This is a genomic window from Flavobacterium sp. (assembly GCF_029945805.1).
Lineage (GTDB): Bacteria > Bacteroidota > Bacteroidia > Flavobacteriales > Flavobacteriaceae > Flavobacterium.
The window spans coordinates 59214-83449 of sequence record NZ_JAQSDH010000035.1; the positions used below are offsets into that span (position 1 = coordinate 59214).

Consider the following 24236-nt stretch of genomic DNA (forward strand, 5'->3'; position numbering starts at 1 on the left):
ACCAGAAAGGTTTCATTTTTGCTTTGTATAAAAAGGCGAGTGTAAGGATAATTTTACCCAATGGCCTGCCAAACCGAGTGCTCCAATTGTTTTCCCTAAATCTCTTCCTCCAGAATTAGGATATTTAATATAATCTGGCACTATTGGAAAGGTAGTGATACTAATTCCTCTTCCTTTTAACATTCCATAACCTGATGAGGCAATACAAGCAGCTCCCATATTTCCCATCGAACCTTTGTGATGCATTGATGATTTACCCAAATTAATACTATCGATAATGTTATCGGCAACTAATTTAGCGGTGATTCCAGAAGGCATTCCTGTTCGTGGTGGTGACGGAGATATGTCTGTTCCGTTTATACTTTTTCTAGGTTTTGAAATGGCATGAGGTGGAGCAAAAGCAATTCCGGGAGCAAATATGTTGGGATAACTCGGATTTTGATAGGTTTCGGGCCAATCTTGCACCGTCCATTCCTCGTAGGGTCTGGGAGTATAATCAGCATCTACGATCATAAATCCTTTGAATAGCTTATCGGTAATATCATTGTTTTGTTGGTCAAAAGCTTTGAATCCGTGACCTGAAAAGGCAGGTATTAACATGGCAAAATCAAAGGATTCTGTTTTATATTCTCCTTCTAAATTTTCGTAATGCGCTAGACCATCTTCTACTTTTGAAACTCCTGCGCCTAAGATCCATTTAATACCCCGGTCGGCAAAAACCATTTCAACTAATTCATCTGAAGGCATTGGGGTTCCGCCAACACTCATTAACATACCATCCATACCAAAATCTCCTAATTTGTATTCGTTAGAAATCCAAGTGATTTCAACTTTATCTCTAACTTTATGTCTACTTAATTCTTGTTCTACATTTAGAATATATTCAAATGCAGCGCCTTGACAAGTAGCTTTTGGATGGCCTGTTCCGATTAATATTTTCGCTTTATTTGTACTATCTTTTGATGCTTTTAGTTTCTCAATTAGTGCACTCAATCCTTGCCAGGCATGTTCTGCATGATCGTAAGTACAGACTGAAAAAGCTTTGTTAGTTCCAGGATTTAAACCTTCTGTCAAATCAAATGCTAATTTTGGTCCAGTGGCATTTATCAAATAATCATAAGTGACTTTTTCTTGTGTTCCTTTAGTGGTTCCATAAACTCCTTCAACCAATACAAAAGGTTTATTATCCGAACCTTCACCTTCTGGATGAAACGAAACTACTTTGGATTGTATGTAGCCAATTCCTTTTTTCTTGTACAAAGGTTCCAGTGGAAAAATAATATTCTTCGGTTTCATTCTTCCAATTCCTACCCAAATATTAGAAGGCACCCATTGGTAATTTCGATTTGGAGAGACTACTACTACTTCATGTTCCTTCGATAACTTGCGTCTTAAATGAGCCGCCGCAGTGTGTCCTGCAATTCCAGCTCCTAATAGTACAACTTTTGCCATCCTGTTTATTTTTAATAAAGGTAGTACATGAATTTGAGCTCGTAAGTGACATTTATTACATAAAAAAGAAGATTTCAGTAGTAGAAATCTTCTTTTTATATTTTTAAACTAAAGGATATTTTATCACAACTTTTTTGTAGAATTCTTAAGTTGTTTTTCTACTAATTCTATTAGTAATAAGCATTGTTTTTTTATGATGTGAGTATGTTATTCTTTGGGATTATCGACATCTGCACTGTTGTCATCTTTAGGTTTTCCTTTTTGAATTTCGAGTTTGTATATCAACCATCCAAAACCAATAATCAGATGTAGCAGTATAATTCCGAAAATAATATAATTTATCATTTATCTAGATTTAAATATCTAAGTTATTTTGTTTGACCAGGCAATTCGGGCCATGTACTTTTCTCCATGATTATTTCGATGATTTCGATTTTAGAAAGTACGCCAGATTGTCTCCAAAGTTGAATTCCATTTTGAAACAGCATCATTGTAGGAACTCCTTTCACGCGGTAATGAGCTGCCGCAGCTTGGTTTTTATCGACATCTATTTTGATGATTGCAATCCGATCTTTGAAGTTATCTTTTACTTCTTTCAGAATCGGGCTTAACATTTTACAAGGACCGCACCAAGTAGCATAAAAATCTACCAATATCGGTTTGTCTGAGTTAATTAGTGCGTCAAACGGAGTGCTGTTATTTTCCATAATGCTACTTAGTTTACTTTACTTATTTTATAGTTTTCATCGTACGAAATAAGCTCTTGTAATTTCTTTATTTTTATTTGTTTTTTAGTTACAATCAGTACTTCCGAAAAATCGGTATTCATACTCACCGTAATTGCGTCATCGATAGTAAGAAACTTTTCAGTTACTGTTTTCTTGCATCCACTGCACGTAATTCCTTCAAAATGGTATAAGTTCACTTGAGTGAAATTGTTTTTGCGGAATTCAATAAACAATTCGTTTCCTGCTCTTGCCGCAACCGAATTCGTCGCTGTGCTGAGGGTATTAAATAAAAAAGCATGCTGAAATAGCTGCTGGTATTCGTCCAAACTACCCCCAAATGGCGGGCTTATTTCAAAATCTCTATTGAACAGCAATCCGGCAAGTACTCCGTGTTCAGACAAAAGCTGATGCATTTTCCAAACGTATTTTTGACGCATTCTGGGAGGCAATGCACAAAAGAAGGTCTGCTCGATAACAACGTCATAGACTCCCTTGTGTTCAAAGAAATCACCCAGAACTATCGTGATGTTTTTGTTATCTCCAAATTTTGTTTTAAGGGAATAAACCAAGGTTGGTGCGATGTCGATCACGGTGATGTTGGTAAAACCTTGTTGTAAAAGATAATCAGCTTCATGAGAATTCCCGCAACCCGGAATGAGTATTGCGATGCTTTTATCTTGTAATGTGTCTATGTACGATTTAATAGGTGGCGCCACTTGTCCCAAATCCCAACCTGTGGTATTAGCTTGGTATTGATTGTCCCAATAGGTTTTGTCTAAGGGCAAATCACAAGTGACAATGCAACATTTTTCTTCGCTCATTTTTTAGAGTGTTATTTAGTATTTGGGTTTTTGCAGGTATTGATGCCTAAAAGCACATACAAAGGACAAAAACTAATAAAGCTTGTAAGCACAAAAATCACTGCAAATGCACCAAGAACTATCGCCAGTGTTCCAGAAATTACGTTGGTAAAATATAATGCACCCACAATAATGGCTAAAAGAATACGAATGATTTTATCTGTTGAACCCATATTTTTTTTCATACGATACTGTTTTAATGGTTATGATTAAGGTTGTTTTTTTAAGTGTTTATTTTTGCACTATAGCATTTATATTTTGCCAAGTTCCGCCATTACTCACATTTTTAAAACCATTTTGTTCCAATATGCTTTTTGCCTGACTACTGCGCATACCACTTCTACAAAAAACGATGATGTGCTCTTTTCCTTTAAATTTGGAAAGTTGACTTGGTATTTGATCTAACGGAATGTTGACTGAGCCTTTTACATGTCCTCCAGAAAACTCAACTCCCGAGCGCACATCTACTAAAAATGCACCTTCTTTTACTAGGTTTGTAATAGTTTCTTTGTTGGTACCAATACCAAATATAGCGTTTAAAAATCCCATATACTATGTATTAAAAGTTAATTGTTATGCGTTTAAGAGTTTACTTTGACAAACAAAGTCAGTTTTAGGAAGCGATGTGTTTAGCAGTGCATTGAAACCGCCATCTACTTCACTAAAGTTTCGATATCCTCGAGCCTGCAATATCGATGCTGCCATCATAGAACGATATCCTCCAGCGCAATGCATATAAAAATGCTCTTCTGGGTTGATGTCTTTCACCCATTCATTTATATAGGCTAACGGACGACTATAAGCCTCTTCGACATGTTCGGCTTGGTACTCACTTTCTCTGCGAATATCAATGACCTTACTTTCGCCCAGTTTAAATTCAGTGGCGAATTGCTCAGCTGAAATTCGGTTAACAGTATCTATTTCAAAACCAGCTTCTTTCCACGCATTAAAACCATATTTTAAATGCCCAATTAGATTATCAAAACCAACACGAGATAAACGCGTTACCGTTTCTTCTTCCATTCCTATTTCGGTAACCAAAATTATAGGTTGGTTTACGTCAGCTATTAATGCGCCTACCCACGGAGCAAAATCACCCGCAATTCCGATATTTATTGATTGTGGAATAAATCCTTTAGCAAAATCACTTTGGTTTCGAGTGTCTAAAATTAGGGCTCCAGTTTCTTCGGCAACAACTTCAAATTCGGAAGCAAGAATGGGTTTCATCCCGTTATTAAATACGGTATCAAAACTTTCAATACCACTTTTGTTCATCGCTACATTCATCCCAAAATAAGCGGGTGGTGGCAACAAACCATCGGTAACTTCTTTAACAAATTCTGATTCGGTCATGTTCGCACGCAAAGCATAGTTGGTGGCTTTTTGTTCTCCAATAGTGGAAACGGTTTCTTTACTCATGTTTTTTCCGCAAGCAGAACCTGCTCCGTGTGCTGGATACACAATTACATCATCGGCCAAAGTCATTATTTTAGTTCGCAACGAGTGGAATAAAATTGCCGCTAATTCGTCTTGTGTCATCGATGCGGCTTTTTGGGCCAAATCAGGGCGACCTACATCGCCAATAAATAAAGTATCCCCAGAGAATAGGGCATAGTCTTTTCCGTTTTCATCTATCAATAAATAACTGGCGCTTTCCATCGTATGTCCCGGAGTATGTACTACTTTTATCTTGATTTTTCCAATAGAAAACTCTTGATTGTCACTGGCAGTTATAACCTCAAATTCAGGCTTAGCCGTTGGTCCATAAACAATTTTGGCTCCAGTTTTTTTACTTAGATCTAAATGACCCGAAACAAAATCGGCATGGAAGTGCGTTTCGAAAATGTATTTTAATTGCACTCCATCTCTTTCTAATCGGTCCATGTAGGGTTGCGTTTCACGCAGCGGATCTATGATGGCAGCCTCGCCTTCTGAAGTAATATAGTAGGCACCTTGCGCTAGACATCCGGTGTAGATTTGTTCTATTTTCATTTCACTTAAATTTTAAAATATTGAATTACTATGCAAAAGTAGTGCAAGAGCGATGTTTGTATAGTGACAAAAGTTACATAGCTATTTTTTATGCAAAATCAGAATCACTGCGATGTCTATCAACAGTCAAATGTAAATTTATTTATCTTATCTTTTAATTGTGTTTAATATAAAAACTTTAAAGTTGCCTTTTCGGAACTATAATTTTTCGAAAAAGTAATCTTCAAGCTTTATTTAGTATTTTTGGGGAAATATAATAGTGAAAGATGCGCCTGTACCATTTATTTATCACATTTTTTATAGTTTCTTCGCTATCCGTATATGCTCAGGAAAGTAATCTGCAAAAGAAAAAAGCTCATGAAAGTGATGTATTCATTGCAGATTGCGTAAATTCAAACGGTGATGAACACTGTAATCCTGCCAATCTTAAAAAGCATATTTCTTTTTTAGCTTCCGATGATTTGAAAGGAAGGTTAACGGGATCAAAACAAGAAAAAGTGGCAGCAAAATACTTAATTTCTGAGTTTAAAAAAAGGGGCATAAAACCGTATGATAAAAATTATATTCAAAGTTTTAGTTACACGATCCGCTTAAATCCTCACGATACCATTTCGCAGAGTAAATCAAATACAGGGAACAATGTAATCGGATATTTAGATAATGGAGCCGATAGAACGATAATTATTGGTGCTCATTATGACCATTTGGGATTAAACGAACACCATCATTCCACCAAAATGAATTCTGATGGAGAAATTCATAATGGTGCTGATGATAATGCTTCTGGTGTTTCGGGAGTTTTAGAATTAGCTAGAATGTTTTCTCAAAACAGAACTAAAGAAAAAGCAAATTTTATTTTTGCACTATTTTCGGGTGAAGAAGATGGTTTACTAGGTTCAAAACATATGGCATCAAATCTTAAAACGATATATCCAAATGTGGAAACAATGATTAATATGGATATGATAGGAAGATTGGATGATAAAAAGTCGATTATAGTCGGCGGAGCGGGAACATGTCCTTCTTTTCCTGAAATTATAGAAAATAACAAACCTGCCGGATATAAGATTACGCAAGAACTATCAGGAATTGGACCATCGGATCACACTTCATTTTACTTAAAAGATATTCCAGTTTTATTCTTTTTTACAGGCACTCATGTAGATTATCATAAACCGAGTGATGATGAAGATAAAATTAATTATCACGGATTAGAAAATATTGTAAATTATGTATACAAATCTGCCAATGCGGTTGCTCAATTAGATAAGATTGAGTTCACCAAAACCAAAATTATTGCTGAAAAAAATATTCCAAAATACAAAGTAACTTTAGGGATAATGCCTGATTATGCGGAATATGGTGATGGACTTCATGTTGATGGAGTAACCGAAAATAGACCTGCGCAACTAGCCGGAATTCAAACGGGTGATATAATTACTAAAATTGGTGATTGTATAATCAAAGAAGTCTATAGTTATATGGAATGTTTAGCGAAAATCAATTCGGGAGATGAAAAAGACGTAAGCCTAATTAGGAATGGGCAAATCATGATCTTTAAAGTAAAGTTCTAAAAGATCAGATTGGATCCTTTTAGTATAGTATTTTTAACTATAAAAACAGGCCAAATCATAATTTAAAAACGAACGTTATGATTTGGAATAAGCTGCAATAACCTAACCATCTGCTTAATCCAAAAAGGACTTCTTATTTTTTGCGGTAGATAAAAGAAATTTCAGGAATAGATAAACGCTTTATTATTTACTGTAGTTATTTTAAGAATAGTTCTTTGATTATAATATAGATTCCCATAACCAGAACGAACCAACCAAAAGCCGGTTTTAATTTGGTGCCGTCAATTTTTTTAGAAAGCATAGTTCCAATAAAAATCCCAACTGAAGCAAATAGGGAAATCGTAAAAAGAAAAGTATAATCGATACTTACGCCGTTGATCACATCGCCTAAAAAACCAAATAAGGAGTTAATGGCTATAATCAATAATGAAGTGCCTACGGCTTCTTTCATGTTGATACCCGTAAAAAAAAGTAAGGCTGGTATTATTAAAAAACCACCTCCAGCTCCTAAAAATCCGGTTATAATACCCACCAAAGCTCCAATTAGCATTACTTTCGAGGAATTAATAGCAACCGGAACCGATGCTTGGTTGTTTTTTTTAATCATGGAGTACGAAGCCGCAATCATGAGCACGGCAAAAAAGGCCATAATAAAAATATCCTTGGTAAGGATAAAACCATTGATGGTAAAAAATGTTTCGGGCAATTGTGGCAACACCATTTTTCGTACCAAGATGATGGTTACTAAAGAGGGTACTGCAAATAAAGCTGCTGATTTGAGCTTAATGTTCCCCATTCGATAATGACGGATCGCTCCTATACCCGCCGTGAAACCTACAATAAATAAGGAATAGGTGGTTGCTAATTTGGGATTAACGTGAAATAAATAGACGACTATTGGGACAGTTAATATGCTACCGCCGCCCCCAATTAGTCCCAAACTGATTCCGATGAGTATCGATGCTAAATAACCAATATACTCCATAAGTGCATAAATTTATGGTACAAATATGAACCCTTCAACTTTTGAAATGGGTAACTTTTATCACACAGCGTGATTTACTTTAAAAATTCGATATGATTGCGGTGTAATTTTAAATCGCCACGCTGTTCGAGTTTTTTTAATAAGCGGGAAATTACTTCTCGTGAGGTATTTAATTCTCCAGCAATTTCCTGATGCGAAAGTTTTAAATCGTTGCAACCGCAAGCCTCTTTGTGTCGTTTTAAGTTAAACTCCAGTCGTTCGTCCATCGCTCTAAACGCAATATTATCTATTACTTCGAGTACTTCTTCAAAACGACTTCGGTAGGTACTAATCACAAATTCATACCACGAGCGGTGCTGCATCATCCATTTGTCCATTAGTGCTAACGGTATCATAACTAGTTCTACATCTTCATCGACTTTTGCCATAATCTGGCTTTTTTCACTTTTGGTAGCACAAATCATGGAAATGGCACAGGCTTGTCCGGGCTGAAGGTAATACATAAAAAATTCGCCTCCATCTTCTCCTTCCCGGTACACTTTTATACTCCCGCTCAGGACCAAAATAGTATTGCGTATGTATTGCCCTGTTCTCATGATGATATCACCTGAGGCATAAGACTGTTCAACGGCGTTGGCTTTGATATCTTCTAACAAGGCATTGGAAAAGGACGGATATAATGTTTTTAGATTTTGGACCATAGTAGTACTGTTTTGGCTAAAAATGAATTGATAGCGTAAAGTTACACTTTTAAAATTAGGGAAGTATTTTCAAAGGGTTTTGTAAATGTAAAAAGTTATTTCTAATGATGGAAGAAGAGAGATGAAAGGTATATTACTACTTAAAAGGAAACCATGCCGTCTCCCCAAAAAAAAGGCGAGCCATACCAAATTTTTAAGGCCGTTGCCCGAAGGGCGGGGTTGGTTTACTCCCCTAAACCTTTAAGTGCTTTATCCTGCCACTTGCTAAAAAGTACCACCATACAAACCGCACCAATGGTGGCAAACAGCATGTCCGATTGAGTGTCCCACACATCGCCTTGTGTACCTAAAAACGCATCGCCGCCGTCACCAGTAGCTAAAGAAACTCCCCACTCAAGCCATTCGTAAGCGGCACTTATTGCGAGGCAAGTTGCCACAATAATAAAATTGAAATAACTTCGATTTGCAACAACATTTTTACGAATAAATAGCTCTCGTACAATCATTGCAGGTACAAAGCCTTGCATAAAATGCCCTACTTTATCATAATTATTTCGGGATTGGTGCAGCACTTCTTTAATCCAGTCAAACAAGGGTACTTCGGCATAGGTGTAATGACCACCGATAAAGAGGATATAGCAGTGCACTAAAATAAAGCCATACGTAAAGGTGGTAAATGCAAAGCGCTTGTAGGTAAATGCTAATACGATTAAGCCCAACACAGCGGGGATGACCTCAAGAAACCAAGTGAAAATTTCTTTTGGATATACTGCAGAAAAGAGAAGTCCTAGGAAGAATAGCGCGAGGTAGAGGCGGAGTGTTTTGGACATATTGCTTTTTATTTTTTTTCCTTGCAGAGTTGTAAAATCTTCAAAGGGTACTACTCTAAATTTATCTATTTTAAATTAAAAAAACCTCGCAGAAGTGAGGTTTTTTTGATATATAATACTATAGCAAAGATACATTTTTGACAAACGAATATTACTGCATTCTAGTATTTTCTTTTTCTTGATCTTGTATGCGTCCTAATATTGTAGTTAACGAAGCTTTCAATTTAGTAGTAGCGCCCGTTAGTGCCACTATTTCAGAATCTGCCTTGCATGAAACCGCTATTGGCTTTCTCCCTTCTAAACGTGCTTCTAGTAAACAAACGGTATCGTTTATTCCGTCTTTTTTTCCATTTTCGTCAGACAAGTGAACCTCTATTCGAGTGATGTGGTTTTCAAAGCGTTTTAGGCTTTCTTCTATTACGCTCGTAAAGTGGTTTTGATTTCGTTCCTCGCCGCTAATTGTTTTGTCGGTGTTAAATTGAATTTTCATAAAAGGGTGTTTTGTTTTTTATTGTAGTTCCATACCTCGCTAGGTACTTAACAAATCTAATCTGCTTTATTTTTTTTTAAAAATTGTTGCAGTAAATACGAAGATAGAAGAAACCATTGCGTAGTTCTGCACTGTTTAACAAATTTTTATACTGCACTTCCCGGACCGCTTGGATCGGTGCTGTCGGGAAAAGGACTGTTGCCTTCCGCCGGATCTACATGACCCCAGTCGCCCGATTCTACGGTATTAGCATCTTGTGAGTCGTCATCATCATCATCTTTTTCAACTGGATCAGGATCGTCACTGCTTGCCATAGCATAGATGCTTAGTTCTTCTGCATCATCACCAATATAGTGGCTGTGATCAGTAGTATAGGATTCGTTAGTTTCTGGATGTTGCCAATTGTGTTGTGGGGCAGCTACTGCAGCTGTATCCCTATTCGTATTTTCCATAATTATAAGTTTTAAATTATAAAGTTAGGTTGATCACAGCTGGTTAGTGTTATGGAATTTTGCAAAATTGTTATTGTATTCTGCTCAGGAAGGGCTAAGCTAAAAGTTACTACGGAATAATGAATTGTATTTTTCTTAAAAGAAGGCTTATCTCATGTAAATAAAACCAATTAAACCGACGATGTCCTCCTGAGCCTGTCGAAGGACTTTCTCAATTGCCATTTAGTACTTGCAGCTGGCACTTTAAAAGATTCAGTGTGACGAATGAATTATTACCTAAAAGCGAACGTAAAAGCTTTTAGCTATTACCGTGTTTTTAACTGAATCGTATTCGACCATACGGTTATAACCTTAGCTGCTGTGGTATCGAATTCAGTCAATTGTATGGTTTCTGGAATTTCTATAAATCGAAAGCCTACTTTAAAGTGCTCCTGTTTAGAATTTTTTGCTAATTCGAGTTGAAGGGTTCCCGTGCGGAATTTGTTTCGTAGGATGGTGACCTTAGTTGGAAAATTTTTGTCACACGGTTTTGGAACTACCGTAACATTTTCGTTGGTGGTTGAATAAAAGCCACTATCAGAGCAATACATACTTAAAAAACTAATTTTTTGTTTGGAATCGTTATGGAGTTCTACTCCGATATCGTATTTGCCTTCTCCGACCCATTGTATTTTTACAATTTTAAGCGTAAGCTCGGGTGCTGTTTTGGTACTGAAGCCAAAGAAAATATAGACTACCAGAAGGATTAGTACATTTTTCATAGTGTTTTGTTTTTAAAAAATTCACACTTAGTATGATACTGGTATAAAGATACTTAAAAATCTAACTATCTAACATTCTAAGAAGTCTAACTAGTCTAAGAAGTCTAAAAAATCACTCTTTCGTCAGTACAAAACTCTTTCCGTTTTGTAAAAAGGTAAACGATGTTTTAGGTTCATTGAATTGAAACTCGATACCGCGTCGGTTTGACTTAAAGTTGTTTGCTCCCGAAGGCTCTAAACTAAATCTAGTATTATCCGTTAAGGTCGCGCGTAACAAGTCGTTTACTTCAGTCAACACGACTTTAAAACCCAATTGTTTGTTAGAAAAAGTTCCGATATACTCTGCAATAATAACATCTTTTTCCAACACGCCATTGGCTGCGGTCCAACTATTATTAGCTTCATTATAATCGGGGAAAACATGATCGGGATCGAGTGTAATGCTTTCAATTTCTTCATTGGTATCCGATTTGAAAGTCCAGCTTTTTTCCCGCATCCATATTTCTACTGGAAGTTGTATTCGTTTTACGTTGCCACTTTTGGTTTTGATTTCCACAATCACGGGCAGTACCATTTTATCTAAATTGTCGATGGTTATTTCTGCGCCCAAAGAAGGATTGTTTTTTTTGTACAGTACCGAACGAATGCCTTGGTCTAGTCGCCAATTGTTAGTAAACCAGCCTCTCCAAAACCAGTTGAGGTCTTCACCGGCGGCATTTTCCATTGTTCTGAAGAAGTCATCGGGTTGAGGATGTTTGTATGCCCAACGGTCAATGTAGGTTTTAAAAGCATAATCAAAGCGCTCTTTCCCTATCACCTGTTCCCGTAAAATTTCAAGTGCAACACTCGGTTTAGAATAGCCTAACGTTCCGCTGTTAATTTCCTTACTATTCGCAGCCGAACTCATTACGATTTCTAAGTCGGGTGAGGTCAATCTATTCGCAGATCGGTGTCTGTCCCTTTCAGTCTGTTTGTATTCGCCATTATTAAATTCGGCAGTGCTAATAGCGTTGATAAAGGTATTAAAGCCTTCATCCATCCAAGCAAACAAGCGTTCGTTAGAGCCTACAATCATAGGGAACCAGTTGTGGCCAAACTCATGATCAGTAACGCCCCATAAACTTTCGTTTTTGTCTCCATAATCACAAAATACAATGCCGGGATATTCCATACCACCAACATTAGAAGCCACATTTATAGCGGCAGGATAAGGGTATTCAAACCATCGTTTAGAGTAATTTTCGATACTCGCTTTAGTATATTCTGTAGCACGTCCCCAAGCATTATTTCCATTACTTTCGATAGGATAAGCAGCTACGGCTAGTGATTTTTTACCACTTGGCAAATTGATTTTTGCCGCATCAATGATAAAGGCAGCAGAAGAAGCCCAAGCCACATCGCGACTGTTTTTCATTTTAAAATGCCAGTTCAGAGTGGATTTGCCCACAGGTCTTGACGCAGGATTTGTTACTTCATCTGCAGCACGGATGGTTACGGTTTTATCACTTGTGACAGCGGCTGCCCAACGTTGTTGTTGCTCGGTAGTGTACACTTCGGCAGGATTGACCAATTCACCTGAACATACTACAATGTGGTTAACGGGTGCCGTAATGGTTACATCAAAATCGCCATATTCTAAATAAAACTCTCCAGGACCCGTGTAAGGTGTGGTGTTCCATCCGCTAATATCATCATAAACACACATTCTTGGGTACCATTGTGCGATGCTGAATATTTTACCATTTTTGGTTTCCTGCACACCCATTCGGTCAGAACCGTATAGTGGCGCAGTAAACGAAAAGTCTATTTTAAATTTGATACTACTTCCGTTGGCATTCAGAGCTTCAGGGAGAAGGATTTGCATTCTAGTATCTGTAATAACATATTTGGCAGCCAGTTCAGTGGTTTTTCCATTTTTAGATGTAATCAGGCTTACCGATTTGATTTTAAATCCACCATCAAAGACTTGACCTCTCGCGGCATTTCGGCTACCTGATAGTGGAACTATAGCATTCCCTCTCGAATCTAATTGGAATAGGTTTTGGTCCAAGCCCAACCATAAAAATTCCATTTTATCTGGACTGTTGTTAGTGTAGGTTAGGATTTCTGTTCCTGTAATCTCGCTACTGTTTTCATTGAGGCTAGCTTTTAATTCATAATTGGCTTTGTTTTGCCAATATTTTGGGCCTGGTTGTCCGCTTGCCGATCGAGTTTCTGTGCCGTTATTGGTATAAAAATTGTTAGCGAATGCGGCTTGGTAATCGTAAGTAGAACTAACTGGAGTTTGTGCCGAGAGATTAGCGATCGAAAGCAGTGCTAGTGCTATCAGTGCAATTTGGGAGTAGGATTTGCTCATAGTTTGTATTCCATCTTTTATGGAATTTAAAAGTAGGCGATTTTACAATTCTTTTGTTGCTTTTTTAACAAAGATTTAAAAATCGTTTAAAGGGATAGCGTTGCAAAGTTATGTATCGATTTAGTTGTAATCAGAGAATTCAAGAACCTAACGCAACATTGATAAAATTTATCTTTGTTGAATATGGAAAGAAAATAGAAGAGATTAGCTTACAATGAACGTGTTGTTATTGAGACTTTACTCAAGGAAAACAAATCACTGAATTACATAGCAATACAGCTTAATAGAAACAGATCCACAATTACAAAAGAAGTCAAACTTTGGGTAATCAAGTCAACTGATATTTATAATGCAGAATTAGCACATTGGTGCGCATTGGTTATCAATAGGGTACAACCATCATTACATTCCTGATGGTGTTCTTAATTCAGAAAGCACAAAACAAGGATTCTTTGGCCATTCAATTAAAACTTAATGAATTGGTGGCGTCGAGTGAATATGCTAGCAATCGGTTGGTGGATATTGAGGATATGACTGAATCTGAAATGGAAGTGGTTAAGAAATATTACCAAAAATTAAGTGATTTGTCTGAAAAAGAAAATTCGCTACATATTACCCATTCCGTTGATGAAGCGGAGACTAATCAAAAAATGAAGAATACCAAAACAGGAGTGAAGACCACTAAAAAAGAATCGGTTAGCGACAAAAAATCTACTGCTAAGCATGTAAAAAAATAAAAGCCATCTAGCGATTTGAGTTTAGTTATTGGAGCTTCGTTTCAAATGCTTCGAAGGTTTTGTCTTTATTACAAAAACTACTTAATTCAGCGATAGGATTTTATAATTAAATTCAATAATCGTGTAATTCAAATTCGCATATATTATTAGAAATTTGTGTTGATTTAAACACTAACCAACATGAAAATTTTAAAGACCCAAGTGCTTCGCGGACCTAATGTTTGGAGCAACTACAGAAACCGACTTATTCAGGTGAGATTGGACCTAGAGGAAATGGAAAAGTTCCCCACGGATAAAATAGAGGGCTTTTTGGAACGTTTTACAACGGCCTTCCCTGAAATGATAGCGCACGAATGTTCTGAAGGCAGAGAAGGCGGTTTTTTTGAAAGATTACGACGTGGCACTTGGTTGGGGCACGTGATGGAACATGTGGCTTTAGAAATTCAGTCGATGGCAGGAATGGAATGTGGATACGGACGCACAAGAGAAACTATTAAAAGAGGCGTTTACAATATGGTATTCACCTACACTAATGAAGAAGCCGGGCTCTATGCAGCACAAGCTGCTTTTAGAATAGTGGATGCGATTGCCAAAAATGAACCTTACGCTATCGAAAATGATATTTTACAACTTAAAGAATTAGCACTAAAGCACGGATTGGGGCCAAGTACCAAAAGTATAGTTGACGAAGCGCAACGTCGCGGAATTCCGTGGATGCGAATGGGTACAAATTCTAGAATTCAATTGGGTTATGGCTCGGCACAAAAACAGTTTCAAGCCACAATTACCGCAAAAACCTCTGAACTAGCGGTTAGAACTGCCGGAAATAAAGATGCTACAAAGAAACTTTTGGCGCAGCATTATATTCCAGTTGCTGCTGGAGATTGCTGTGCTACTGAAGAAGGGTTAAAAGAAATCATTGATGCCATAGGTTTTCCGATTGTCATAAAACCATTAAACGGAAATCAAGGAAAAGGAGCCACTATTAATATACCCGATTTGGATTCGGCATTATATGCCTTCGAATTAGCCAAAACATTTAGCAACTATTGTATTGTGGAACGCTTTATTACTGGTTCCGATTATCGTTTGTTGGTGATTGACGGTAAATTTGTCGCTGCTGCAAAACGCATTCCGGCATTGATTAAAGGGAATGGAGTAGATTCCATTGATACATTAATTCACATGGTGAACGATGAACCGCGACGTGGAAACGGACACGAATCGTCTTTAACAAAAATTATTTTCAACCAAGATACCTTTACCCAACTCGACAAATATGGTTATACCAGTGCAACCGTACCATCGGAAGGAGAAATTATCTATCTTAAATCAACTGCAAATTTAAGCACAGGTGGAACGGCAATAGATACCAGTGAAGAAATCCATTCAGAAAATAAGTTTCTTGCAGAACGTATTGCAAAAATAATTGGTCTCGATGTCTGTGGAATTGATATTATGGCACCGTCAATCAGTGAACCATTGTCTAAAAATGGTGGCGTAGTATTGGAAGTCAATGCAGCGCCGGGTTTCAGAATGCATTTGGATCCTTCCTTTGGTAAACCAAGAAATGTTGCTTCAGCGGTGATTGATATGTTATTTCCAAAAGGAAGTAAACCAACTATTCCGCTGTTTGCAGTAACAGGAACTAACGGAAAAACTACAACTACGCGTTTGCTAGCTCATATTGCTAAAACGGCAGGATATACGGCAGGATATACGACTACAGATGGTATTTATATCAACGGGTATAAGGTTAAAGGCGGCGATTGTTCTGGTCCGGCAAGTGGAACCACAGTCTTAAAAGATCCGACAGTTGATTTTGCAATTCTTGAGACGGCTCGTGGTGGACTGATACGAAGTGGCTTGTGCTTTGATTCTTGTGATGTAGGTATTATTACCAATATTGAAGAAGATCATTTGGGACTTGATGATGTACATACGTTGGAGGATTTAACCAATGTTAAAGCCGTGGTGGCCAGAAGCGTTACCAAAAATGGTTGGGCTGTGCTAAATGCAGAAGATGATAATTGTTTGAAAATTGCTCAGGAACTTCAGTGCAATATAGCCTATTTCTCTCTAGATTCCGAAAACGATATGATACGCGAATGTATCAATAACGATGCGCTTGTAGCTGTTTTAGAAGGCGATACGATTGTACTTATTTACGAAGGAGAGAAATACCGAATTGAAAATGTTTCCAAAATTCCGCTAACGGATGGTGGCAATGCCAAATTTATGATTGCTAACATTCTCGCAGCCTCAGTTGCGGCTTTCGCCTGGGGATTTACTATGGATCAGATTAAAAATGCGTTGCTGACGTTTATTCCAGGATACGAAATGACGCCGGGCAGAATGAATCTATTCGAATTTAAAAACTATAAAGTACTCGTAGATTACGCTCATAATCCACACGGATTCATCGCATTGAAAGACTATTTAAAAAGTATTAAAGCAAAAAGAAGAATCGGAATTATAGCAGGAATCGGAGATCGACGGGATGAGGATACTATCTCATTAGCGAAAATAGCTGCGTCTATGTTTGACCATATTATAGTAAGGCAAGAGCACAGTTTAAGAGGTAAAACGGTAGATCAAATAAACGCTTTGGTTGTAAAAGGAATTAAAGCGTCCAAAAGAAATGTTACTTACGAACTTATTGCTGAAGAGTCAGAAGCAATAGTTCGCGCATTTGAGATTGTAAAAAAAGGAGATTTGATTGTGGCATTAAGCGATAATTATGATAAGGTAATAAAAGTGATAAACGAACATTTAACTAAGGAATCTGAAATGCTAGTTTCTATTCCTGATACTGCAGAAACACTGGCAATTTAAAATTAGAATGCAACTATAAAACTAGAGCAGGCTTTTTTAGGCCTGCTTTGTAAATTAAATTTTAATATTAACGAATCAGAATTTTTAAAACGACAACGGTACTAATTTAATATTTAAAAATAGAAATCATGAAAAAAAGTAGAGCTTATACTTTAGTGTTATTATCATAATGAAGGTGATCCAATATTATCCCTGGCAAATCATTAATTTCTTTTAAGGAAACTGGTTTTTTGATAAATTTGACTTTATTGTTTTCGATGTATTTGCTTTCTGCGGCACTATTTATCGTAGAGGAAACCACAAATTTATACATATTCACTCCAATTTTGCTTTCTTCTAATTTCTTTATAATTTCTGCTCCGGTAAGCATTGGCATATACATATCAATAAGAAGTATATCCGGAAGATTATTTTCAACCATGATCTCTTTTATAACATCAATTCCTGATTCAAAACAATTTATAAGTTCAAATCTATCGTTTTTAGTAAATAAAAATCGAAGTACTTCGCGATCATCGGCATCGTCGTCAGCAATCATAATGGTTAAGGGTTTGTTAGGTGTCATTAGAATTAGATTTTATTGTTTGATTAATTGTTATTAGCGGCCAGGAGTTTTATTTTCATTGTTCGCTGCTTTATTGATATCCCTTTTAGGTTCTATTTTGTTAAAATCTTCTAGGGTTTTCCCGTCAGTTCCTGTTTTATGATGGTGCGTGTCTTTTCTGTATCGGTTGGCGGAACTACTTGTTATGTTATTGTCGTCATTTACATCGTGATAATTAGGATTGCGAACGGGTCCAAAATCGGCCAAACGTGCATCTTTTTCTTCATCACTAAGTTCCGTATACGGTGTTACTTCGTCGCTATGATTTCCTTTTTGTTGCTCTGAAGTATGTCCAGGATAGGCTTTGTTGTTTTGCTGGAAATCAGTGTGTTTGGGGTCGTGATTCGTTTTGCTATTTTCTTCCATGGCGATAGTATTTAGTTTGTATAAATTTACAACATACTATCTAAATTTCCATTATATAATTACTAATTGCTATTATATAATTAGGCTAGAAATCGCGTTACTTTTAAACTTGTCTGAAGGTGAGGTTGATTCGAGGTAATACATTCCGTGACGTTTTTGGAACTTGATGTTCCCAATAGCTATTCGTTGCTCCCGACATTAATAGGAACGTACCGTGGTTTAATGGAATTTCAAGTGGAGGAATGTGTTTCATAAATTTATGTCGTAATCGAAACATTCGGGTTTCCCCAAAAGTAACAGAGGCAATATTCATATCTTTATTAGAACTAGTTGTTTTGTCACAATGCCATCCGACACCATCGTTTCCATTTCGATAAAGATTAAGAAGAACCGAATTGAATTTTATCTTGGTTTCATGCTCTACATGCTTTCGAATAGTAAGTAACTCGTTTGGCCACTTTTGTTTCGGATTTAATTCCGTGCGTTCGGAATCTCCGTACCATGAAACCATTCGTGGTGCAGTAACCATCTTGTCATACATCGGCATTTCATATTCGTGCCATAGTGTTTGATGGTGCAAAATGTTATAGTAGAAATCGGATTCGTCTTTTGGGATGAAATTGTCAATTAACAGAAGGTCACAATCGGGCAAATCAAAAACTTTTCTACCCCGAAGCCCCAATGTAAATAATTCTGTATCCTCAAATAGTGTCATCATTTCTCTGTCGTCTATTTTCTAAATTCTAAATTCTAAATTCTAATTTCTATCTTCCGCTCACTTCCTCACTTTTCCTGGAAACTTCTCGGCATACCCATAAATCAATTGCATGATATAGTGATTGCTTTTATACGGCGTAACATAGTCTTTTATCTCTGAAACTTCCACAAGAGCAATATCGGAAGTAAGGTAACCCATACCATAAAAATGTCCGTTCTCTACCCAGATGCAACTGCGTTCTTCGGCATCTCTGCCTTTATCCATAATGGCAAAGCTTGGTCGGTTCTTTAGAAAGAAATCAAGAGCATTGTCTACCTGTTCGTTGTGTTCTGTAACTTCAGGTAAAGTGCTGTCATCAGGTTGACGAAACAGTTCTCCTTCATTAGTGCTTCCATAATTACAAAAGCGGTAATCTATTTTAAATTGTTCGGACAAACTGCGTAACAATTGGATGCCGTCATAGGAACTGCTGAACGCTTCAATATACGATTGGTTTTTACCTAGCTTTCCTATCGATAGGTATTTATAGCCATTACGTGCCTCATATTCAAATAGTCCATATTTGGGTTCAAAGCGCTTCAAAGCTTTATTATACATTGGCCATAATTTTTTAATTTCGTTGTATTCCAACAGTAATGCCATCAGTTCGGTAGCGCAAATTTCAAAGGAAATACTGTAGATGTCTCGTAGAAAATTTTGACGTTGCGAATTGATATTGTGCCCGGTAAAGTGCGAAGCAATACGTTTTTTTATGTTAATTGCTTTCCCAACATAAATCACTTTTTTTTCCTGATTATAGAAATAATAGACGCCTGGTTTTTCGGGTAGTTGCTCAAAATCTTTCGGAGGTAGGTTAGGCGGTAAGCGTTGGTCAGGTGAAGTTTTCTTTATCATTTTCAATAGTTCACCGTCGCTATCCCATTCTAGTAACATGGAAAACAATACAACAGTAGCATCTGCATCGCCTCCGGCACGGTGGCGGTTTTCGATATTGATATCTAATGAGTGACACAGATTGCCCAAACTATACGAACCCAATCCGGGTTTGATTTTTCTGGTGGCGCGCACGGTACAGAGTTTTTTTGCGGTCCATTTGAAACCCGATTTTTCGAGTTCGTGACGCACAAAGGAATAATCAAAGTTCACATTATGCGCTACAAATATTCGGTCTGTAAGCATCTCCAATACTTTTTCAGAAATGGCATCAAATATAGGCGCATCTTTTACCGTATCGTTATTGATGCCAGTCAAGGCAAAAATGGCAAGGGGAATATCCTTTTGCGGATTGACAAGCGATTCCCAACGGTCAATAATTTTGGTTCCATCATGAATGATAATCGCAATTTCAGTGATACGACTGCCGTTGGCATTACCACCGGTCGTCTCAATATCTACTATGGCGTATTCCTGGTTCTTCATTGGGTATTGGACTTAATTTTATATAGGTAATGTAATTATTTTAAATTATAATATGTACACCACTTTTGTTAAAAGTAGTATCGGATTCTTTGTTTACGATTGGCCCATCTTAAATCGAGGTAAATTTATTTCGTGTTCCTGCGGATAGGGCGCCCGTTGCGTCATGCTTATATCTTCCCGTATTTGTTGTTGGGTTTGGAATCTTTTTTCATCCGTATCTGCATACCGCGGATCTGCAATAAACGGCATTTTGGCCATTTTAGTAATCGTAATAGTAGGGAAGTGGTAATCGACTTCAACTTGTCCCTGCAGTAAATAACAACCGCCACCTTTAAAAGGATATTTTTGAAGGCAGTCTGCAAAGTGCGCTGTGTCAAAAAATTCTCCTTCGACATCAATCCACGTGCCAAAATACATATCCCCTTTTTTTGTTGGAACGTGTTTTCTTGAAATAAGATACGCGAGCATTTTGACCGTTTTCTTAGGGTGTTTTACCAAGTCTTTTGCCATAACATCGCCGCGATAGGAAGTCTGCAACAAATTAAAGGGCGTAACCGAAACTGGAAAAGTTAACAGCTCAATTTCATCAAAAGCATCTTCAAAAGCGGAACGGTTCAATACAGGCAATTGGTATTCTTTCAACGGTTCTTCAAGCAACAGCCATCCTCTATTTTCGGGTTTGAAATTGAGCATCAACATTCGGGCAATGACTAGAAGTTCACTTTTGCTCTTTCCTGTAAACCGGAACGCGCCAATGAAAATTAATATTTGTATGCCTTCGATGCCAATAGCGATGCGGTTAATAAAATCTTCGATAGAGGTATAGTTACCATAAAGCTCTCGGTTCTCCTGTATTAATAGTGCAATTTTTGATTCCAGACTTTTTAAATGCTGAAATCCTAAATAAATATTCCGACCATATAAAGTAGTTTCCCAATCACTTTTGTTGACACATGGATTATGAATTTTAGCTCCCGACATTTTTGCTTCATGTATGTAAACTTCGGTTCGGTAAAAACCACCAAAATTATTGATTACTGCAGTCATAAATTCTATCGGATAATGTACTTTCAAATACAGACTCTGATAGCTTTCCACAGCATATGAAGCCGAGTGTGCTTTACAAAAGGAATATCCGGCAAATGATTCGATTTGTCGGTATATTTCTTGACTAAGTGGTAACGGATGGCCTTTTTCGGCGCAGCACGTAAAAAAATTATCTTTTACTTTCTGCAATGCTTCTTTAGATCTGCCTTTACCACTCATCGCACGACGTAAGATATCACCATCCGAAGCGGGAACTCCTGCATAATGCAATGCAATTTTGATGACATCTTCCTGATATACCATGATTCCATAGGTTTCTCCCAATTGTTCTTTGAAAACATCATGAAAGTAGTCAAATTTATCAGGATGATTGTGCCGGAAAATGTATTCTTTCATCATACCACTTTGCGCCACTCCGGGACGAATAATAGACGAAGCTGCCACGAGTACTTTGTAATTTTCACATTTAAGTCGGCGTAACAAACCTCTCATTGCTGGACTTTCAATATAAAAGCATCCAATTGTTTTTCCACGTCCTAAATAAGCATTGCATTGTGCTTCATCTTTTGAAATGCGCGTGTCTCGAATAGTAACTTCTATATTCTGGTTCTTTTTGACCAATTTTACGGTGTCGTCAATGTGACCGATGCCGCGTTGGCTTAAAATATCAAACTTTTCAAAGCCAATATTTTCAGCCACATGCATATCGAATTGAACAATAGGATAGCCTTTTGGAGGCATTTCCAAGGCCGTAAAATTGGTTATTGGTTCTTCTGAAATAATGATGCCACACGAATGCATACTGCGTTGGTTTGGATATTTTTCGAGCATCATTCCGTATTCTTGTACTTGTTGCACTACCTTATTTTGATGGTGCTTGATCATTGGGTTTTTGGCGAGTAAGTCTAATTCTTCTTTTGGTAAGCCAAATACTTTTCCGACTTCCCGAAAGATGGAACGGTATTTAAATTCGACATTCGTTCCGCAAAAAGCTACATGATCCGCGCCGTATTTACTGAAGATATAATCCAGAATGGTATTGCGTTCTTTCCACGACCAGTCAATATCAAAATCGGGTGGCGTTTTGCGGTTGAGGTTTAGAAAACGCTCAAAATATAAATCCAGTTCAATAGGACAAATATCGGTTATGCCTAAGCAATATGCTATAATACTATTGGCTCCGCTGCCGCGTCCGATGTGTAAAAATCCTTGAGAAATACTGTACCTAACAATGTCCCAAGTAATTAGAAAGTAACCGCTAAATCCTAGTTGATGTATGACTTTCAGTTCTTTTTCAATCCGTGCTTTTGCGTCGTTATTATCTTTAGTATACCGCCAAGTTAATCCCTCATAAGCTAGTTTTGTTAGCAATTCAATATCGGTAGTGCTATTTTGGGTAAAGTGTTTTTTATTGCGAGGTGTTCCAAATTCATATTCAAAATTACATTGTTCGATTATCTTTTTCGTATTTTCAAGTATCTGTGGATAATCAACAAACTTTGAAATCAATTCCTCTAACGGAATCATTATTTCCGATACTTTACAATAATCCGTTTCGGTAAGTTTGGAACCTAGAATATTCAAATCTATCGCACGAAGAATTTTGTGAAGGCTGTATTCTTTTTTGGTCCGATAAGTGACGGGTTGTAAGACCACCATTTTATCCAAAAAGCAGTTCCATTTTGGATTGTATAGCTTTGGAAGTTGCTCTGGACGAATACCCACAAATTCATTTTCCTTCAAAACGTGCGGTTTATTTTCAAACGGATAAATAACCACTACATTTTTGAAATTTGGCGCTTGGATGGGCAAAGGCGTGTTTTCAAAATTATGCTTTGTGATTAGCCTATTCATTTCGCTAATTCCTTCGCGATTTTTTGCCAGACCTATAAAATGCAAGGTATTAGTGTGTCTGAATTCAATTCCAACAATGGGTTTAATAGTTGCTGCTTCGCATAATTTTATAAAATCGTAGATTCCGGTAATGGTATTATTATCCGTCAAGGCCATTTCTTTTACACCGTGCAAAGCAGCTTCCTGCACTAAATCCGTTAATGGAATTGTACCGTAGCGCAACGAATGATAGGAATGACAATTAAGATACATTTGTTTTATTATTTAAATCAATTACTATAAATCGTTAATTAATTTGGCTCCAGCACATCGGCTAACGGCATCGGCTCCAAAGCGATTTCTGATTTTATCCATGGTCTGATATAAGGACATCATTTCTACCGTGTCTTCAAACATATTAATCTGATAAGTTCCGCGGGCAAGACCACTGAAACGCACTCCGATTAATCGTATTCGCATCCGACGGTTATAGAGCGCATCAAATAATTCCAACACATATTTAATCAAGATATGATCGCAAGAAGTATAGGCTATTTTTAATTGTTTGGTTTCTGTATCAAAATTGGCATAGCGTAATTTTACTACTAGTATGGAAGGCAGCCATTGTTCCTGACGGGACTGATAAGCAAGCTTTTCGACCATACTAATTAGATGTGATTTTACTTTTTTAATGTCAATAGTATCCTGCGTATAAGTATGCTCGGTGGAGATTGATTTTCTTTCTACATAAGGTTGAACGGGAGTATTATCTATTCCGTTTGCTTTTCGCCACAATTCGAGTCCCATTTTTCCGAACATTCCTTGCATATAGCGTTGTGGCATTTCAGAAAGTTTCTCAATGTTACGTATTCCCAATTGCGATAACGATTTGAAATTTTGTTCACCAATGCCAGGAATTTTTCTAATAGAAAGTGGATTTAGGAAAGATTGCACCATCGTTTCTGAAATCTCTAAATTTCCTTTTGGTTTTCCTTCACCTGTGGCTATTTTGGAAACGGTTTTATTTATGGATAGTGCAAAACTTATTGGTAAACCTGTTTCTTTTGTGATAGTGTTTGAAAGTTCATTTGTCCATTTGTAACAGCCGTAAAATTTATCCATGCCGGTAATGTCGAGATAAAATTCGTCAATGCTAGACTTCTCCACTATGGGTGCTCGCTCTTCAATAATCTGTGTTACTTCTTGTGATTTATTGGTAAACAATTCCATATCGCCTTTAATGACTTTTGCTTCTGGACAAAGTTGTAAAGCCATACGGATAGGCATAGCGGAACGCACTCCAAAACGGCGGGCTTCATACGAGCAGGAAGCCACAACGCCTCGTTCTCCACCGCCAACAATTATCGGGATACCATTTAATTGCGAGTTTTGGAGCCTTACACAAGACACGAAAAAAGTGTCCAAATCCATGTGTACGATTGAGCGTTGCATATTCTAAAATTGTGGGGTTAAATTATTATACAAAAATATGCGGA

23 protein-coding genes and 1 pseudogene are annotated in these 24236 nt (G+C 37.2%); 4 read left to right on the top strand and 20 right to left on the bottom strand.

Translation table 11 applies throughout. From position 1 onward, the window contains the following. Window positions 1–12: 12 nt before the first annotated feature. From PSU83_RS08745 to PSU83_RS08775, 7 genes are all read right to left on the bottom strand, one after another. Window positions 13–1452: an FAD/NAD(P)-binding oxidoreductase gene (locus PSU83_RS08745; protein ID WP_300588947.1), complete on the bottom strand. Its 1440-nt coding sequence runs from the start codon at window positions 1450–1452 to the stop codon at window positions 13–15. Between the two features lie 207 nt (window positions 1453–1659). Beyond that, a complete protein-coding gene (locus PSU83_RS08750; RefSeq protein ID WP_300588948.1) occupies window positions 1660–1797 on the bottom strand; it encodes a hypothetical protein in 138 nt (45 codons plus the stop codon). Window positions 1798–1820: 23 nt separating this feature from the next. After that, entirely contained in the window at window positions 1821–2159 is a 339-nt protein-coding gene (trxA, locus tag PSU83_RS08755) for a thioredoxin (protein ID WP_300588950.1), read from the bottom strand. An 8-nt stretch (window positions 2160–2167) separates the two neighbouring features. Beyond that, a complete protein-coding gene (locus tag PSU83_RS08760; RefSeq protein ID WP_300588952.1) occupies window positions 2168–3001 on the bottom strand; it encodes a methyltransferase domain-containing protein in 834 nt (277 codons plus the stop codon). Window positions 3002–3012: 11 nt separating this feature from the next. Then, complete coding sequence (locus PSU83_RS08765) at window positions 3013–3225, bottom strand: DUF2892 domain-containing protein (RefSeq protein ID WP_300588954.1); 213 nt, start codon at window positions 3223–3225, stop codon at window positions 3013–3015. A gap of 46 nt (window positions 3226–3271) precedes the next feature. Continuing rightward, the gene (locus PSU83_RS08770; RefSeq protein WP_300588956.1) at window positions 3272–3589 is read right to left on the bottom strand and encodes a rhodanese-like domain-containing protein; all 318 of its coding nucleotides are present in this window, start codon (window positions 3587–3589) and stop codon (window positions 3272–3274) included. A gap of 24 nt (window positions 3590–3613) precedes the next feature. Then, window positions 3614–5032: an MBL fold metallo-hydrolase gene (locus PSU83_RS08775; RefSeq protein ID WP_300588958.1), complete on the bottom strand. Its 1419-nt coding sequence runs from the start codon at window positions 5030–5032 to the stop codon at window positions 3614–3616. 266 nt (window positions 5033–5298) lie between these two features. On the opposite strand from PSU83_RS08775, the gene PSU83_RS08780 reads away from it, so the two are divergent. After that, complete coding sequence (locus tag PSU83_RS08780) at window positions 5299–6606, top strand: M20/M25/M40 family metallo-hydrolase (protein ID WP_300588960.1); 1308 nt, start codon at window positions 5299–5301, stop codon at window positions 6604–6606. Between the two features lie 196 nt (window positions 6607–6802). Here PSU83_RS08780 and PSU83_RS08785 read toward each other — a convergent pair whose 3' ends face one another. The 7 genes from PSU83_RS08785 to PSU83_RS08815 form a co-directional block, all read right to left on the bottom strand. Then, on the bottom strand, window positions 6803–7591 hold the full coding sequence (locus tag PSU83_RS08785; protein WP_300588962.1) for a sulfite exporter TauE/SafE family protein: 789 nt from the start codon (window positions 7589–7591) through the stop codon (window positions 6803–6805). 74 nt (window positions 7592–7665) lie between these two features. Beyond that, window positions 7666–8292, bottom strand: coding sequence for a Crp/Fnr family transcriptional regulator (locus tag PSU83_RS08790; protein WP_300588964.1), 627 nt, complete (start codon window positions 8290–8292; stop codon window positions 7666–7668). 224 nt (window positions 8293–8516) lie between these two features. Further along, the gene (locus tag PSU83_RS08795; RefSeq protein ID WP_300588966.1) at window positions 8517–9122 is read right to left on the bottom strand and encodes a DUF2238 domain-containing protein; all 606 of its coding nucleotides are present in this window, start codon (window positions 9120–9122) and stop codon (window positions 8517–8519) included. 151 nt (window positions 9123–9273) lie between these two features. Next, on the bottom strand, window positions 9274–9612 hold the full coding sequence (locus PSU83_RS08800) for an HPF/RaiA family ribosome-associated protein (protein WP_300588968.1): 339 nt from the start codon (window positions 9610–9612) through the stop codon (window positions 9274–9276). 146 nt (window positions 9613–9758) lie between these two features. Then, window positions 9759–9926, bottom strand: a complete 168-nt coding sequence (locus tag PSU83_RS08805) for a hypothetical protein (protein WP_300588970.1) — start codon at window positions 9924–9926, stop codon at window positions 9759–9761. A 443-nt stretch (window positions 9927–10369) separates the two neighbouring features. Next, window positions 10370–10825: a hypothetical protein gene (locus PSU83_RS08810; protein WP_300588972.1), complete on the bottom strand. Its 456-nt coding sequence runs from the start codon at window positions 10823–10825 to the stop codon at window positions 10370–10372. A gap of 112 nt (window positions 10826–10937) precedes the next feature. Next, on the bottom strand, window positions 10938–13181 hold the full coding sequence (locus tag PSU83_RS08815; protein WP_300588973.1) for a M1 family metallopeptidase: 2244 nt from the start codon (window positions 13179–13181) through the stop codon (window positions 10938–10940). 210 nt (window positions 13182–13391) lie between these two features. Here PSU83_RS08815 and PSU83_RS14795 point away from each other — a divergent pair. The 3 genes and pseudogenes from PSU83_RS14795 to cphA form a co-directional block, all read left to right on the top strand. Further along, window positions 13392–13595, top strand: a pseudogene (locus PSU83_RS14795) (helix-turn-helix domain-containing protein); the annotation flags it as partial. Continuing rightward, window positions 13595–13918 (top strand): low affinity iron permease family protein, encoded by a 324-nt coding sequence (locus PSU83_RS08820; RefSeq protein WP_363319880.1) that lies wholly within the window; start codon window positions 13595–13597, stop codon window positions 13916–13918. The pseudogene PSU83_RS14795 and the gene PSU83_RS08820, both read left to right, overlap by 1 nt. A gap of 180 nt (window positions 13919–14098) precedes the next feature. Next, on the top strand, window positions 14099–16753 hold the full coding sequence (gene cphA, locus PSU83_RS08825; RefSeq protein ID WP_300588975.1) for a cyanophycin synthetase: 2655 nt from the start codon (window positions 14099–14101) through the stop codon (window positions 16751–16753). 145 nt (window positions 16754–16898) lie between these two features. Here cphA and PSU83_RS08830 read toward each other — a convergent pair whose 3' ends face one another. From PSU83_RS08830 to dinB, 6 genes are all read right to left on the bottom strand, one after another. Then, entirely contained in the window at window positions 16899–17318 is a 420-nt protein-coding gene (locus PSU83_RS08830; RefSeq protein WP_300588977.1) for a response regulator, read from the bottom strand. Between the two features lie 33 nt (window positions 17319–17351). Then, the gene (locus PSU83_RS08835) at window positions 17352–17723 is read right to left on the bottom strand and encodes a hypothetical protein (protein WP_300588979.1); all 372 of its coding nucleotides are present in this window, start codon (window positions 17721–17723) and stop codon (window positions 17352–17354) included. A 103-nt stretch (window positions 17724–17826) separates the two neighbouring features. Next, entirely contained in the window at window positions 17827–18441 is a 615-nt protein-coding gene (locus PSU83_RS08840; RefSeq protein ID WP_363319881.1) for an alpha-ketoglutarate-dependent dioxygenase AlkB, read from the bottom strand. Window positions 18442–18498: 57 nt separating this feature from the next. Then, window positions 18499–19860, bottom strand: coding sequence for an exonuclease domain-containing protein (locus PSU83_RS08845; protein ID WP_300588981.1), 1362 nt, complete (start codon window positions 19858–19860; stop codon window positions 18499–18501). Window positions 19861–19953: 93 nt separating this feature from the next. Continuing rightward, window positions 19954–23013: a DNA polymerase III subunit alpha gene (gene dnaE, locus PSU83_RS08850; RefSeq protein ID WP_300588984.1), complete on the bottom strand. Its 3060-nt coding sequence runs from the start codon at window positions 23011–23013 to the stop codon at window positions 19954–19956. A gap of 24 nt (window positions 23014–23037) precedes the next feature. Next, window positions 23038–24192 carry a DNA polymerase IV gene (gene dinB / locus PSU83_RS08855; protein ID WP_300588986.1) on the bottom strand — a complete coding sequence of 385 codons (1155 nt, stop codon included), beginning with the start codon at window positions 24190–24192 and terminating at the stop codon, window positions 23038–23040. Window positions 24193–24236 lie beyond the last annotated feature (44 nt).

Coding starts and splice junctions, on each gene's coding strand:
- PSU83_RS08840 (WP_363319881.1), bottom strand. CDS start 18,441: ATGATGACACTATTTGAGGATACAGAATTATTTACATTGGGGCTTCGG.
- PSU83_RS08845 (WP_300588981.1), bottom strand. CDS start 19,860: ATGAAGAACCAGGAATACGCCATAGTAGATATTGAGACGACCGGTGGT.
- PSU83_RS08775 (WP_300588958.1), bottom strand. CDS start 5,032: ATGAAAATAGAACAAATCTACACCGGATGTCTAGCGCAAGGTGCCTAC.
- PSU83_RS08780 (WP_300588960.1), top strand. CDS start 5,299: ATGCGCCTGTACCATTTATTTATCACATTTTTTATAGTTTCTTCGCTA.
- PSU83_RS08770 (WP_300588956.1), bottom strand. CDS start 3,589: ATGGGATTTTTAAACGCTATATTTGGTATTGGTACCAACAAAGAAACT.
- PSU83_RS08835 (WP_300588979.1), bottom strand. CDS start 17,723: ATGGAAGAAAATAGCAAAACGAATCACGACCCCAAACACACTGATTTC.
- PSU83_RS08745 (WP_300588947.1), bottom strand. CDS start 1,452: ATGGCAAAAGTTGTACTATTAGGAGCTGGAATTGCAGGACACACTGCG.
- PSU83_RS08810 (WP_300588972.1), bottom strand. CDS start 10,825: ATGAAAAATGTACTAATCCTTCTGGTAGTCTATATTTTCTTTGGCTTC.
- dnaE (WP_300588984.1), bottom strand. CDS start 23,013: ATGTATCTTAATTGTCATTCCTATCATTCGTTGCGCTACGGTACAATT.
- dinB (WP_300588986.1), bottom strand. CDS start 24,192: ATGCAACGCTCAATCGTACACATGGATTTGGACACTTTTTTCGTGTCT.
- trxA (WP_300588950.1), bottom strand. CDS start 2,159: ATGGAAAATAACAGCACTCCGTTTGACGCACTAATTAACTCAGACAAA.
- PSU83_RS08785 (WP_300588962.1), bottom strand. CDS start 7,591: ATGGAGTATATTGGTTATTTAGCATCGATACTCATCGGAATCAGTTTG.
- PSU83_RS08805 (WP_300588970.1), bottom strand. CDS start 9,926: ATGGCAAGCAGTGACGATCCTGATCCAGTTGAAAAAGATGATGATGAT.
- PSU83_RS08820 (WP_363319880.1), top strand. CDS start 13,595: ATGGTGTTCTTAATTCAGAAAGCACAAAACAAGGATTCTTTGGCCATT.
- PSU83_RS08765 (WP_300588954.1), bottom strand. CDS start 3,225: ATGAAAAAAAATATGGGTTCAACAGATAAAATCATTCGTATTCTTTTA.
- PSU83_RS08750 (WP_300588948.1), bottom strand. CDS start 1,797: ATGATAAATTATATTATTTTCGGAATTATACTGCTACATCTGATTATT.
- PSU83_RS08800 (WP_300588968.1), bottom strand. CDS start 9,612: ATGAAAATTCAATTTAACACCGACAAAACAATTAGCGGCGAGGAACGA.
- PSU83_RS08830 (WP_300588977.1), bottom strand. CDS start 17,318: ATGACACCTAACAAACCCTTAACCATTATGATTGCTGACGACGATGCC.
- PSU83_RS08795 (WP_300588966.1), bottom strand. CDS start 9,122: ATGTCCAAAACACTCCGCCTCTACCTCGCGCTATTCTTCCTAGGACTT.
- PSU83_RS08790 (WP_300588964.1), bottom strand. CDS start 8,292: ATGGTCCAAAATCTAAAAACATTATATCCGTCCTTTTCCAATGCCTTG.
- PSU83_RS08760 (WP_300588952.1), bottom strand. CDS start 3,001: ATGAGCGAAGAAAAATGTTGCATTGTCACTTGTGATTTGCCCTTAGAC.
- cphA (WP_300588975.1), top strand. CDS start 14,099: ATGAAAATTTTAAAGACCCAAGTGCTTCGCGGACCTAATGTTTGGAGC.
- PSU83_RS08815 (WP_300588973.1), bottom strand. CDS start 13,181: ATGAGCAAATCCTACTCCCAAATTGCACTGATAGCACTAGCACTGCTT.